This is a genomic window from Catenovulum maritimum (genome assembly GCF_001050375.1).
Classification (GTDB): Bacteria; Pseudomonadota; Gammaproteobacteria; order Enterobacterales; family Alteromonadaceae; genus Catenovulum; species Catenovulum maritimum.
Map to the genome: position 1 here is coordinate 1 of NZ_KQ130520.1, position 14,001 is coordinate 14,001.

Here is a 14,001-nt window from a genome sequence, read left to right on the forward strand (position 1 = left end):
TAAGGGCTTTTTTCGTTTCAGAAGAAAATAAACTTAGCACGTAAATTTAAAATCTGATAACAGCATCATTACTGACTCATTTGACAAATTAAACTGACAAGACTTGAGTTCCTGACTAAAATTACATTTATCATTTCTTATATTCGAGCCTTAATGTTTTCTTATATTCATTTACTACTAATACTGATTATGGCTGTATGTTCTAACCAACTCTTTGCTGAGCAATTGGAACTTAAATGGTACAAAAGTAGTGAAGCAATTACTGGTTACGCTGAATATTTGGTTGACCATGAAAATACACTTACATTTGAACAGATATCAGATCCTAGTTTAAAACTAAACTTTCAACGGTTTGATGTTGATGATGTTGCTCAGGGCATAGATCAATCTAGTTATTGGTTTAAGTTCAGTGTTTATAACCCTAGAGGGAATGGTGTAACTTGGGTCATATATCCATCAAGTACACATATAGATGCTTTAGAGGTATGGGTAAAAAATAGTGACACGACAGCTTGGGAATATAAGAAAAAAACGGATCTAGAAGTATTTTCAGCACGAGATATCAATTACCGCTTCATTAATTCTGCTTTTAAAACGAGAAGTAGGCAATCTGCTGAAGTTTATGTCAGGTTAACATCGACTAACCTTGAATTAAAAAAGCTCAATGTATTTGTATCAGGCCAAAGTAACTTGCGTGATATTTTAGCTATTGAGTATATGCTATATGGTGTTTATTACGGTTTGTTCTTGGCACTTGCTTTATTGATCGTCAGTATTTGGCTATATGCACCAGCTTATAACTACCAATACTATTTCTACTTTATTGGTTATTTAGCTGCAAACATTATGACCTGGCTCGCAGTGAATGGCTTTGGTTTTCAGTTTATCTGGCCTAATAACCCTGAGTTACATAACCAAAGTTTACATGCTTTTTATTTGCTCCTGTCTAGTTTTGCTATTTTATTCGCACGTGAAATTCTAAACTTAAGCCAAGTGTCTAAAAAACATGATCGTGTTTTATTATTATTAGTTTGCACATATGCGGCAGCAGTTGTGTTCAGAGTATTTGGTATTGCTTATGATTTAGTTTTGTACCTAGCTTATTTCAGCTTGTTAAGTTTATTGGTTCAACCTTTGTTGGCTTGGTATTGTTATAAGCAAAATAAAGCAACCTATTTAGTTTTATATGCGGTTGCCTGGCTGCCATATTGCCTGAGTATTATGTTGTTTTTGTTAACTTCTTATTTGGCTATCGATTTCAATGCAGTACTGCTTATTCAATTCTCTATTTTATTTGAGTGTCTTCTTCTTATCATTGCAACTTTAAGTAAGATGAAGTTTCGAGCTAAAAAGTTAGAGTTGTTATCTGTTCAAGATCCATTAACTAAATTAGGTAATCGGCGCTTGCTTGAGGAACATATTTTATCTTTAAAAAATACTGATATAAGATGTGAAGACTATTGGATTTTATTGATAGACATTGATCATTTTAAGCAGGTCAACGATAAATATGGCCATGGATTTGGTGATGAGGTACTTGTTCAATTATCCAAATTAATGAGCAAGGCGTGCCGTTCGGACGATTTAGCAATACGTTGGGGCGGTGAAGAATTCTTACTTTTGATTAAAGTCGATGGTGCTGATTCTGCTTTGGCTATTGCAGATAGAATTCGTATTAAGTTTAGTAATTCAGCTAAAGATTTTAATGGTGAAAAAGTCTATAACTCGATCAGTGTTGGTATCAGCAAACTTGAGTTAGTCGCAAATAAAGATTTAGATGATGCGGTAGCAAACGCAGATTTAGCTTTATATCAGGCTAAATCTGCAGGCCGTAATCAATGTATTCAATATCAAAAAGGCTTGCAGCAAAGCTAAAAGTTAGGTTTACCGCTATGAAACTTAAAATCATTATCGTCAGAGGTAATTAACTCAGCTTCAACTTTACCAAAAAAGTCTACTCTAGCAGTAATATCTGTTGTTGATATCTCTGAAGCTAGCGCTAAATAATCCTGATAGTGTCTTGCTTCAGATCTGAGCAGTGAGACATAAAAATCACTTAACCGCTTATCTAAGTGAGGTGCTAATTTGGCAAAACGTTCACATGATCTCGCTTCTATGTAAGCACCTACTATTAGCTTATCGACCAGTGCATCTGGCTCATAGGTTTTAACATTCCGTAGCATACCTTTAGCATATCGACAGGGTGTGATACTTTTATATTCAATCTCGTATTCATCCATTATTTCTAATACTTGATAAAAGTGGTGTAATTCTTCTTTTATCAAAACCACCATTTTGTCTATTAGCTCTTGGCCATAAGGCGAATTAGATTTTGGAATAACGGCTTTAGACAATTTATTTTTTGCCGCTAGGTCACGCCAGTTGCCTTCTCTTTTATAAATCAACGTTTCGAAAGGTTTTAACCATTCCAGTAATGCATCCCCACTGTCTTTATCGACTGCATATTTACGAATTAAAAACATCGCGCTTTGGGCAGCTTTTAATTCGCAGATTAGATGATCAATTAATAGAATCGTTAAATTTTCTTCTTTAACTGCTTCTGATATCCATGCATCTGGGGTTTGGCAGTGTAAAAATTGATTTATAGGTTGGAGAAGTTGGTCCAAAGCAGTTACTCAGCGTGTAATTTTTCTAAATTATAACACCCTTTATTCGGCTTGATATCGATTAATTTATTGATACTTATTCATTAGTTTTTTTATGTTTATAGTGGTAAAAAAATTATTAAATATTTTTGTTGTGTAAATTTATTTTTGTGGCATTTTAGCGCCAATTTCAACACGGCTTAATTTCGCTACGTTATATCTAAATTAGCCTGTTATTTACCCTTATTCTGCTATGTTTAATTTAGCCCTATATTCTTATTTGGAAAACCCATGAAAATTGCTATTTTGTCTCGTAATGAAAATTTATATTCCACTCGTCGTTTAAAAGAAGCTGGTTTAGAAAGAGGCCATGAAATAGATGTAATAGATACAACCCATTGTTATATGGACATAACCAGTAACTCTCCAACGGTTAGGTACTATGGTGAACAACTACCACATTATGATGCTGTTATTCCACGAATAGGTGCTTCAATTACCTTTTATGGTACAGCTGTTGTTAGACAATTTGAGATGATGAATACTTTCAGTGTCAATGAGTCTGTTGCTATTAGCCGTTCTAGAGATAAGTTACGTTCAATGCAATTATTGTCTAGAAAAGGTATCGGCTTACCTAAAACTGGATTCGCTAAACACCCAGATAATATTAGTGATTTGATTGCTAATGTTGGTGGTGCGCCATTAGTCATTAAGTTATTAGAAGGCACACAAGGTATTGGCGTTGTTTTGGCAGATACGGAAAAAGCAGCATCAAGCATTATCGAAGCTTTTATGGGGGTTAAAAGTAATATTTTAGTTCAAGAATACATTAAGGAAGCTGGCGGAGCTGACATTCGTTGTTTTGTTGTTGGAGATAAAGTAGTTGCAGCTATGAAACGCCAAGCGCCGGCTGGTGAGTTTCGCTCAAACCTGCACCGAGGTGGTACAGCTGAGTTAGTCAAATTATCTAAAGATGAGCGTGCAACAGCGGTTAGTGCTGCTAAAGCTATGGGGTTAAATGTTTGTGGTGTCGATATTTTAAGGTCGGCACGTGGCCCTGTAGTGATGGAAGTTAATTCTTCTCCTGGTTTAGAAGGGATTGAGAATTCAACAGGTAAAGATGTTGCAGGTATTATTATTGAGTTTATTGAAAAAAATGCGAAAAATAATTCAACGCGTACTCGAGGCAAAGGTTAATTAAATGGAAACATTTTCTATTGGTGGTGTTGAGGTTAAGCCGGGTGAAACTAAAACAATTGATTTACCTGCGGCTAAATTGTACACAGATGTGGCATTATCCATCCCTGTTCATGTACATAGAGGTAAAAAGCCTGGACCGACGGTTTTTATCAGTGCAGCAGTCCATGGTGATGAGTTAAACGGCATTGAAATCATTCGCCGTTTACTTGAGAAAAAAACATTAAAATCGATAAAAGGTACTTTAATTACTGTGCCTATGGTTAATGTTTATGGTGTGCTAAATCAAAGCCGTTATTTACCAGATAGACGAGATTTAAACCGCTGTTTTCCGGGTTCGGCTAAAGGCCCTCTAGCTAATCGGCTTGCCCATTTGTTTTTGAATGAAATAGTGGCTAAATGTAAATACGGAATAGATTTGCATACAGGCGCAATTCATCGTTCTAACTTACCGCAAATTAGAGCTAACTTAGATGATCCTGAAATTCAGAATTTAGCTGAAGCTTTTGGTGTACCTGTTGTATTAAACTCTAATTTACGAGACGGTTCTTTGAGGGAAGCCGCAGGTGATTTAGGCGTTAAAGTTTTACTTTATGAAGCGGGAGAAGCGCTGAGGTTTAATGAACTTTCGATTCAAGCTGGTGTTGCAGGCGTTATGAATGTTCTATCACATCTTGGTATGATTCGTCGTTATGGCAAGGCAAAAAAATTAGAACCTTATATTGCCCATACCAGCCGTTGGGTTAGGGCTGGTTCGAGCGGTATTGTGAGAGATAAAAAAGTATTAGGTGACCGTGTTAGAAAAGGGGACGTTTTAGCTGAAATTGCGGATCCGCTAGGTCATAACCCGCAGGCCGTTTTTGCAACATGCTCTGGGGTTATTATCGGAAAAACCAATATTCCACTTGTCCACGAAGGTGAAGCTATGTTCCATATTGCGAGTTTTGATGATATTAGTGATGTCACGGGCGAAGTTGAGTTAATGCAAGATGAGTTTTTAGGCTCTCAAAACTTAGGGTTGCCCATATAATGCAAGAGCTTTTATTATCTATTGTTATATTTGGATTAACTTGGTTTGCAATTAATGCTTCAGAAACATTAATTGCAAAGACAGGCCTAGAAAAGAGCATCTCTGAAGCTAGGGTTTCCTCAGTTAAGCGAGTGTGCAGGCTAGTTCTCGGGTTAGGCGGTTTAATCGCATTTACCTTCATGCTTGGGATTGATTACAGCCATATTTTTATATTTTTGTCTTCAGCTTTGGCTGTGTTAGGCGTTGCTTTTTTTGCTCAATGGTCAATTTTGAGTAATGTAACAGCAAGTATCATTGTTTACTTCTTCTTCCCTTATCGAGTGGGAGACGATGTAAAGGTGGTCGATGGTGAAAATTCAATTCAGGGTAAAATTAAAGAGATAAGCCTTTTTCATGTGATTTTGTCAGATGACAGCTCTCAAATTATTACGTACCCAAATAGTATGGTATTTCAAAAAGCTGTGATTATCACTGCTTCTAGAAATGCGGTGAAAACTGAGTTAGATGAAAATCAGGTGAAAATTGAAAATGAACAATGACAAAATGTTAGTGGGCGTATTAGAGCAGTGCAGTTTACCTGAATTAGGTATTTTCGATTTAAAAGTGAGAATTGATACTGGTGCTCAAACGTCATCTTTGCATGTTGATAATATCAAGACAATTAAAAAAAATGGTAAGCCATGGGTTACTTTTGATATTCACCCGGATATTTATCATGTAGAGGACGTAGTCTCGACCACTGCTAAGCTAATTGATATTCGTTGGGTTAAAAGCTCAAATGGCACTCGTCAGCAAAGATATGTCGTATCGACACCGATTAAATTAGGTGGGCGATCTTGGAGCATTCAGATTACTCTGACTGATCGTTCAGATATGACCTATTTGATGTTATTAGGTCGAGAAGCTATGCAAGGCCAGTTATTGGTCGATCCTTCTGCTAGTTTTTTATGTGGCAATGAAGATTAAAATATAGGTAACAATTTACTGATGATAACCACTTATTTAGTGTCTCAAGACAATACGATTCAATCCTCGGATGAGTCATTAATTCAGCAATGGCGAGAATCAGACAGCGATTTTATCTGGATTGATATTTCGACCCGGGACGCTAAGTTAATCGAAACTCAGTTATTGGATTTGAATTGCCATCCTTTGGCGATTCAAGATACTTTACGTAAAAGACACCCACCAAAAATAGAGGTGTTTGATGAACAAGTATTTATTTTATACCGAGGTATTATTTCGGTTGAGAACTATTTAAACTTTGAACATCAGCAGATAGCATTTTTTATTGGCAAAAATTACTTAATCACAGTCCATAAAGCTCAGTCTATCGGGATTAACTTAGTGACTAAGTTATCTAACTTAGCTGAGCTCATTGCTAAGCCAATATCTTTGGCTTCAGCTATTATGCATCAATCTGCGAATACTTATTTAGAACAAGTATTAAATTTTGAGGCTGTGTTAAGTGACAAAGAAGATCAATTGTTATCAGACGGGAATGATGTCTTGCTTGCTGAATTAACGGCTGATAAATCTAAATTAATTAAGATAAAGCGTTCATTTAATTATCATCAAAATATTACTGAACAATTACTTAAATCGACAGATGTTCCTTTTGATATTTCTGAGTCGATTCACTCCATTAATGATTTACACGAAAGGTTTGAGCGGCTGCATAGTTTGGTTCAAATGCATTACGATATCGCCAGTGACTTGATAGAAGGTTACATTTCGATTACCTCGCACCAATTGAATAATACAATGCGAGTCTTAACTGTAATCACGGCTATATTTGTTCCATTAAGCTTTATGGCTGGCCTTTATGGAATGAATTTTGAGTATATGCCGGAATTGAAATTTCAAAATGCTTATTTTTATTTATTGGCCAGTATGTTAACGACTGCGGTTGGGTTAGTGGCTTTCTTTAAATTTAAAAAATGGTTTTAAATCTAGGTAGTTATGAATACTGAATGGTGGCATTACAAAATATTAAACATAGGCGAGTTTAGCTTAGAGTTAAGTCAGCTGATTTTAGCTGTATGCATTGTCATTTTTACTTTTATTTTTTCTGCGGTATTACGAAAAATTCTAGTTAGAGTGGCCAAGTCGGAAGCTGTTATTAGCACAGTGCAAATCTACATTATTAATCGAATTCTCCATTACATCATTATTGTGGTTGGCTTTGTCATTGCTTTATCTGCATTGGGGATTAATTTTAGTAAGTTAGCCTTAATTGCGAGTGCATTAGGAATAGGCATAGGTCTGGGTTTACAGGGCATTGTTAATAACTTTGTATCTGGCTTAGCTATTTTATTGGAGAAAAGCCTTAAAGTCGGAGATTTTATAGAACTTGCTTCTGGATTAACGGGTGAAGTGATCGAGGTTAATATGCGTGCGACCTTAATCAGAACCAATGATAATGTTGATATTCTCATTCCAAATGCTGAACTAACGAATGGTTTAGTGACAAATTGGACCTTAGAAGAAAATACTCGACGTTTTCGTATCCCATTCGGTGTGGCTTATGGCAGCGATAAAAACTTAGTTAAGCAAGCTGTACTTGAAGCAGCAAACTCAGTGCCATATACCTTGAATGAAAAGGGAAGGGAGCCGATTGTCTGGATGACTGGATTTGGCGATAGTAGTTTAAACTTTACCCTAGGCGTTTGGGTCGGGCATGAGCAAGTAAAACGGCCGACTGCATTAACCTCTGATTATCTTTGGGCAATAGATGATGCGCTGCGTCGTCATAAAATCGAAATTCCATTCCCACAACGCGATTTACATATCAGAACAGATTTAACCAAAGGTAACTAACCTCAATTCGGGATAACAACTTGCTTTCTTGAGGGCCTTTTTCCTGATAACTGCGTTGAATTCGCTAGTAATAGCCAGCTATTACTAGCGAATTCGCCTTGTTCTAAGAAAAAATACCTTTCTAGGCCGTGTTTATTTTTTGGTTTTTTAATAAGTCTAGAGCAACTTGCTCTAGACTTATTTTGGTTTGAATCATGCGTAAGCTGAATCAGACAATGTTACCCCAAAGTTCGTATAATCGCTTATACGGCGTCTAATTCTGTAATAGGCCATCTAGGCTTCACATCAAGATTGGTATTGATCTGACCAGCCTTGAGTCGTTGTAAGCCTGCGTACGCTATCATGGCACCGTTATCGGTACAAAATTCTAGTCTAGGGTAGAATATCTCACCTCTAAGTGATTCCATCAATTTACCCACTTCTTCTCTTAGATGCTGATTGGCGCTGACACCACCGGCAATAACTAAGCGTTTAAGCCCTGTGTGCTTGAGTGCGCGTTTAGCTTTGATAATCAAAGTTGCAACGGCGGCTTCTTGAAAAGCATAGGCGATATCTGCTTTGGTCTGCTCAGATTGGTCACTATCTCTTAAGGTATTGGCAGCAAAAGTTTTTAATCCAGAAAATGAAAAATCAAAGCCAGGTCTATCTGTCATAGGACGAGGAAATTTGTATCGGCCCGCGGTTCCTTGTTCGGCTAATTTAGCCAGTCTAGGTCCACCAGGGTAATCGAGCCCCATGATTTTGGCGGTCTTATCAAATGCTTCACCTATTGCATCATCTATGCTTTCGCCTAATATTTGATATTGACCAATGCCTTTCACTTCGACCAATAACGAATGACCGCCAGAAACCAGTAGGGCAATAAACGGAAACTCGGGCACCTTTTCTTCTAGCATAGGGGCAAGTAGATGACCTTCCATATGATGAACGCCAATCACAGGCTTTTGCCAAGCATAAGCTAAGCCTCTAGCGGTTGTTGACCCTACTAATAGTGCGCCAATTAGCCCCGGACCTGAAGTAAAAGCGATTCCGTCGATGTCATCTTTTGTACACTTGGCCTGTTTAAGACATGCTTCAATTAATGGGATCGTTTTTCTGATGTGATCTCGTGATGCTAATTCGGGCACAACCCCACCATAATCCGCATGCAGTTTTACTTGGCTGTAAAGCTGATGTGCCATTAACCCTTTTTCGTCATCATAAATAGCAACACCTGTCTCGTCACACGATGTTTCTAAGCCTAAAATTCTCATCAGAACCCCATTAATGAATGAATTGGCGCGCATTTTAACTAGGTTAGATTAATTTCACCAGTTTTTAACGTCAGGAACTTTACATTAGTTAGTTAATTAGATTAGAATTGCGCACCATTTTTTAGTGAGTCCGTTCATATTTTATACAGAGCGGGAAAATTATTATCCTGAGGTGATACTGAATGCCAATTGTTAAGGTAAGAGAAAACGAACCATTTGACGTAGCTTTACGTCGTTTTAAACGTTCTTGTGAAAAAGCAGGAATCTTAGCGGACGTACGTAGCCGTGAATTCTATGAAAAACCAACTGCTGAGCGTAAGCGTAAAAAAGCAGCAGCTGTTAAGCGTCATGCTAAAAAAGTTTCGCGTGAAAACGCACGTAGAGTTCGTCTTTACTAAGAATTTTTATGACGCTCATTGAACAACTGAAAGAATCAATGAAAGACGCCATGCGTGCTAAAGATAAAGTACGCTTGGGGACCATCCGTTTAGCTCTATCTGCTGTAAAGCAGTTAGAAGTGGATGGTCAGAAAACCTTAGGTGATGATGAAGTTCTTGCGGTGCTTACTAAAATGGTTAAGCAACGCAAAGATTCAGTTACTCAGTACATTGAAGGTGGGCGTCAAGATTTAGCGGATATAGAAATTGCAGAAATAGCGGTAATCGAAACCTTTTTGCCTGCTGCTATGGCACAAGAAGAAGTAGAAGCTTTAATTGCTAAAGCGGTTGCTGATACTGGTGCTCAAGGTATGCAAGATATGGGTAAAGTGATGGCCGTAGTAAAACCGCAAGTCCAAGGACGAGCGGACATGGGTTTAGTTAGCCAAGTTGTTAAAGCTAAACTAACTGCGTAATATTTTGCTTTTCTGTAACAAAACCGCACTCTGTGCGGTTTTGTTGTTTCTACCATTTTATTATTGAGTAACTCATGGCTGGCAAAATACCTAGATATTTTATTGATGATTTGATCGCGCGCAGCGATATTGTCGATTTAATCGATGCTAGAGTGAAATTAAAAAAAACGGGTAAAAACTACTCAGCCTGTTGTCCTTTCCATAACGAAAAATCTCCTTCTTTTACCGTTGCCCCTGATAAACAATTTTATTATTGCTTTGGGTGTGGCGCGAAAGGAAATGCTATTTCTTTTTTAATGGAATATGACAACTTAGAATTTGTTGATGCAATCGAGGAATTGGCTGCAGCTCAAGGTCTTGAGGTACCTCGTGAAGACGGAGGACCTGAATTTTCACCAGAGAAACAAGTTCAAGCTAAGCAAGATTATGACGTTATGGCACAGGCTGCTGTGTTTTATCAGCAACAGCTGAAACAGCATGCTAATTCTGAACAAGTTATAGATTATTTGAAATCTAGAGGCCTCACCGGCGAAACCGTAAAACAATTTCAAATAGGCTATGCACCATCCGAATGGGATGGTTTGATGAAGTCCTTAGGCCAGAGCAAGCAATCGGCACATCAGCTTAGAGATTTAGGCATGGTGATCGAGAAAGAAACCACAAAGTCTTTATATGATAGATTTCGTGATCGGGTGATGTTCCCCATTCTGGATCGTCGAGGTAAGTGCATTGCATTTGGTGGGCGTATTATTGGTGACGGTACACCAAAATATCTGAACTCACCAGAAACAAGAATTTACTCTAAAGGCCGAGAGTTGTATGGCTTGTATCAAGCTAGGCAAGCGAACCGCGGCTTAGAACGTTTGCTCGTTGTTGAAGGCTATATGGACGTTGTCGCTTTATTTCAAGCTGGGGTGACTTATGCAGTTGCTTCTTTAGGTACATCTACTACTACAGAACAAATTAAGTTAATGCTGCGTAGCACTAGTGAGATCGTATGTTGTTACGATGGCGATAAAGCCGGCAGAAAAGCGGCTTGGCGTACGCTCGAAAATGCTTTACCTAGTTTAGTAGATGGCATTCAAATTCGATTTGTGTTTTTGCCGGATGGTGAAGATCCTGATACTTACGTCAAGCAATATGGGAAAGAGGCTTTTGAAGCTCAAATTGCCCAAGCTAAAGATATGGTTAGCTTTTTCTATGAGCACCTATATGATGAAATCGGGCAAACTGAAGGCGAATTTGCACGATCTAAATTAAGTCAGCTAGCTCAACCCTTGTTAGAACAAATGCCTGATAGTGAATATAAAAATGCGATCGCGGATACTTTGTCGGTTAAATTAAAACGAAAAATTGACGTAAAAAGTGTCGACAGGGTTACGCAGGCAAAAAATAAAAGCGCATTGTTAAAATCGCAAACGTCTAAAAAGATAACGCCAGTGCGAATTGCAATAGCTATCTTGCTCGAGCGGCCAAGTTTAGCTACAAATTTAGCGCATATGAGTCCTGCTCAACTAAAATCACTTGCTGAAATGGCTGAGCCAGGCATGAGTTTATTAGTTGAGGTTATTCAATTTTGTATTTCTAATCCGAACTCGAACGCGGCGCAAATGCTTGAAAATTGGCGTGGAACTGAAACTGCTCAGATATTGTCACAACTTATGTTGTGGGAACACCATGTGCAAGAAGATAACTTTGAAGTTGTATTTTTAGATACAATGGAAAAAATATTGACCTTGTTTGTTACTAAGAGAAAAGAAATGTTACAAACAAAGGCAAAAATGAATTTAATCACAGCGGCTGAAAAGCAAGAGTATTTGGCGCTATTAAGGCAAAACCTTAAGTAACGTTTGGTATTAGCGCTATTAGTGACTAAGCTCAAGTTATTATCCATAGGTCAGCATAAATAACTTGAAAAGCTAAAATTTGGCCTCAGTAAGTTAGTTATAACTAATATTTAACCAACTTATATATAATTACAGAAATTCTGCTATAATGGCGAGTTCACTGTATCGTAATTTTAATCGTAATAGATAGGTAAGCGGAAGTCTGTATGGAGCAAAACCGTCAGTCACAACTCAAATTACTCGTTACTAAAGGTAAAGAGCAAGGCTATTTAACTTACGCCGAGGTTAATGATCATCTTCCACAAGAAATTGTAGATTCAGATCAAATTGAAGATATCATTAGCATGATTAATGATATGGGTATTCAAGTGTTCGAAAGTGCACCTGATGCCGATGAATTATTAATGTCAGGCGAAACTAACGCTGCCGATGAAGATGCAGCAGAAGCTGCAGCTCAAGCACTTGCAACAGTTGAAAGTGAAATAGGTAGAACAACTGACCCAGTACGTATGTATATGCGTGAAATGGGCACAGTTGAATTATTAACTCGTGAAGGTGAGATTGAAATTGCTAAGCGTATTGAAGACGGTGTTAACCAAGTTCAATGCTCTGTTGCAGAATTCCCTGAAGCGATCACGTATTTACTAGATCAGTACGACAAAGTTGAAGCTGAAGAAATCCGCTTAACGGATATCGTTTCTGGATTTATCGATCCAAATGAACCTGATGTACTTGCACCTAGCAGTGGTTCTCATATAGGTTCAGAATTATCTCAAGAAGAACTTGATGATGAAGATGACGATGAAGAAGAAGAAGAAGATACAGGCATTGATCCAGAATTAGCTCGCGAGAAATTTGGTGAGTTAAGAACAGTTTATTCAAAAGTGATGACTGTTATTGATGAGCATGGTAGAAGCCATCCTAAAGCGCGCGCTGCGATTGAAGAATTAAGTGAAGTTTTCAAACTATTCCGTTTGATCCCTAAACAGTTTGACCGCTTAGTAAACAACATGCGTAGCATGATGAACAAAGTACGTACGCAAGAACGTATCATCATGAAATACTCAGTTGAATATGCAAAAATGCCGAAGAAAGAGTTCACCAAAGCATTTGCCGGTGATGAGACTTCTACAGCATGGTTCGAAGAAGCGATTTCTTCAAATCAGCCTTATTCAGCTAAATTAAGTGAATTTAAAGACGACATTCTGCGTGCAATTCAAAAACTTAAGCAAGTTGAAGAAGAGACAAAATTAAGTGTTGTGAGCATTAAAGATATCAACCGTCGTATGTCAATTGGTGAAGCAAAAGCTCGCCGAGCGAAAAAAGAAATGGTTGAAGCTAACTTACGTCTTGTTATCTCTATCGCTAAAAAATACACCAACCGTGGTTTACAGTTCTTAGATTTAATTCAAGAAGGTAATATCGGTTTGATGAAAGCGGTAGACAAGTTTGAATACCGTCGAGGTTATAAGTTTTCAACTTATGCAACTTGGTGGATCCGTCAGGCGATAACGCGCTCAATTGCTGACCAAGCAAGAACAATTCGTATTCCTGTTCATATGATAGAAACGATCAATAAATTGAATCGTATTTCTCGTCAAATGCTACAAGAAAAGGGACGTGAACCTACGCCTGAAGAATTGGCAGAGCAAATGCAAATGCCTGAAGATAAGATCCGTAAGGTAATGAAGATAGCTAAAGAGCCAATCTCAATGGAGACGCCAATCGGTGACGATGAAGATTCGCACTTAGGTGACTTTATTGAAGATACGACAATTAGCTCTCCAGTTGATTCTGCAACGTCAGAAAATCTTCAAAATGCAACTCGTGATGTATTAGCAGGCTTAACTGCAAGAGAATCTAAAGTACTTAGAATGCGTTTTGGTATTGATATGAATACTGACCATACTTTAGAAGAAGTTGGTAAGCAGTTTGATGTAACACGTGAGCGTATTCGACAAATTGAAGCGAAAGCGTTACGTAAACTTCGTCATCCATCTCGCTCTGAACAATTAAAGAGTTTCTTAGACGAATAGTTGTAATACTATTTAGTTAAGTAATTTTAAAGCCTCAGTAACTCTATTACTGGGGCTTTTTTGTTTGTGGTTAGTCTTTTTTATTGTAAGACTATGGCTCTCCACCTGCCTCTAGCATAGGCTGATTCATCATTTTCAGGTATTTTACTGTTAGTAACAGCCATAGGCGATACGCCAATTTTGTCACCTGCTTTAATGCTTATTTCTTTATTTTGAAATAAGTTTCAGCATAATCAATTATTTACGCTTTCGGGTTAGTGAACTTTCCGATCACTTTATCATTATTATTTCTTTATGCCTGACTCGTCTGATTTGTAAATAAATGTCAAGTCAGTGTTAGTCAGTTGTTCCCTTTGTTT

The 14,001-nt window shown here is 37.7% G+C and carries 13 protein-coding genes; 11 read left to right on the forward strand and 2 right to left on the reverse strand.

Features of this window, described 5'->3' with window-relative positions; all coding sequences use genetic code 11:
* Positions 1-153: 153 nt before the first annotated feature.
* On the forward strand, positions 154-1,875 hold the full coding sequence (locus XM47_RS18505) for a sensor domain-containing diguanylate cyclase (protein ID WP_048695940.1): 1,722 nt from the start codon (positions 154-156) through the stop codon (positions 1,873-1,875).
* Here XM47_RS18505 and miaE read toward each other — a convergent pair.
* Positions 1,872-2,627 carry a tRNA isopentenyl-2-thiomethyl-A-37 hydroxylase MiaE gene (gene miaE, locus XM47_RS18510; RefSeq protein ID WP_048695943.1) on the reverse strand — a complete coding sequence of 252 codons (756 nt, stop codon included), beginning with the start codon at positions 2,625-2,627 and terminating at the stop codon, positions 1,872-1,874. The two genes, XM47_RS18505 and miaE, sit on opposite strands and share 4 nt — an antisense overlap.
* A 270-nt stretch (positions 2,628-2,897) precedes the next feature.
* Between miaE and rimK the strand changes: the two genes are divergently transcribed.
* From rimK to XM47_RS18540, 6 genes are read left to right on the forward strand one after another with little or no spacing between them, the layout of a single operon-like run.
* The gene (rimK, locus tag XM47_RS18515) at positions 2,898-3,803 is read left to right on the forward strand and encodes a 30S ribosomal protein S6--L-glutamate ligase (protein WP_048695945.1); all 906 of its coding nucleotides are present in this window, start codon (positions 2,898-2,900) and stop codon (positions 3,801-3,803) included.
* A gap of 4 nt (positions 3,804-3,807) precedes the next feature.
* A complete protein-coding gene (locus XM47_RS18520; RefSeq protein ID WP_048695948.1) occupies positions 3,808-4,833 on the forward strand; it encodes a succinylglutamate desuccinylase/aspartoacylase family protein in 1,026 nt (341 codons plus the stop codon).
* Positions 4,833-5,372 carry a mechanosensitive ion channel domain-containing protein gene (locus tag XM47_RS18525; RefSeq protein ID WP_048695949.1) on the forward strand — a complete coding sequence of 180 codons (540 nt, stop codon included), beginning with the start codon at positions 4,833-4,835 and terminating at the stop codon, positions 5,370-5,372. Before XM47_RS18520 ends, XM47_RS18525 begins: the two co-directional genes overlap by 1 nt.
* Positions 5,362-5,799, forward strand: coding sequence for an ATP-dependent zinc protease family protein (locus tag XM47_RS18530; protein WP_048695951.1), 438 nt, complete (start codon positions 5,362-5,364; stop codon positions 5,797-5,799). The genes XM47_RS18525 and XM47_RS18530 overlap by 11 nt, the downstream gene beginning before the upstream one ends.
* A gap of 21 nt (positions 5,800-5,820) precedes the next feature.
* Positions 5,821-6,783: a magnesium transporter CorA family protein gene (locus tag XM47_RS18535; RefSeq protein WP_053084632.1), complete on the forward strand. Its 963-nt coding sequence runs from the start codon at positions 5,821-5,823 to the stop codon at positions 6,781-6,783.
* A gap of 12 nt (positions 6,784-6,795) precedes the next feature.
* Positions 6,796-7,653 (forward strand): mechanosensitive ion channel family protein, encoded by an 858-nt coding sequence (locus XM47_RS18540; protein ID WP_048695953.1) that lies wholly within the window; start codon positions 6,796-6,798, stop codon positions 7,651-7,653.
* Positions 7,654-7,895: 242 nt separating this feature from the next.
* Here the strand turns inward: XM47_RS18540 and tsaD are convergent, their stop codons facing one another.
* On the reverse strand, positions 7,896-8,906 hold the full coding sequence (gene tsaD, locus XM47_RS18545; RefSeq protein ID WP_048695956.1) for a tRNA (adenosine(37)-N6)-threonylcarbamoyltransferase complex transferase subunit TsaD: 1,011 nt from the start codon (positions 8,904-8,906) through the stop codon (positions 7,896-7,898).
* 182 nt (positions 8,907-9,088) lie between these two features.
* Here tsaD and rpsU point away from each other — a divergent pair, with 182 nt between their 5' ends.
* From rpsU to rpoD, 4 genes are all read left to right on the forward strand, one after another.
* A complete protein-coding gene (gene rpsU, locus XM47_RS18550; protein ID WP_048695958.1) occupies positions 9,089-9,304 on the forward strand; it encodes a 30S ribosomal protein S21 in 216 nt (71 codons plus the stop codon).
* A gap of 8 nt (positions 9,305-9,312) precedes the next feature.
* Positions 9,313-9,759 carry a GatB/YqeY domain-containing protein gene (locus tag XM47_RS18555; protein WP_048695961.1) on the forward strand — a complete coding sequence of 149 codons (447 nt, stop codon included), beginning with the start codon at positions 9,313-9,315 and terminating at the stop codon, positions 9,757-9,759.
* 74 nt (positions 9,760-9,833) lie between these two features.
* A complete protein-coding gene (gene dnaG / locus XM47_RS18560; protein ID WP_048695964.1) occupies positions 9,834-11,606 on the forward strand; it encodes a DNA primase in 1,773 nt (590 codons plus the stop codon).
* Between the two features lie 206 nt (positions 11,607-11,812).
* Positions 11,813-13,642 carry an RNA polymerase sigma factor RpoD gene (rpoD, locus tag XM47_RS18565; protein ID WP_048695966.1) on the forward strand — a complete coding sequence of 610 codons (1,830 nt, stop codon included), beginning with the start codon at positions 11,813-11,815 and terminating at the stop codon, positions 13,640-13,642.
* The last annotated feature ends 359 nt before the right edge of the window (positions 13,643-14,001 follow it).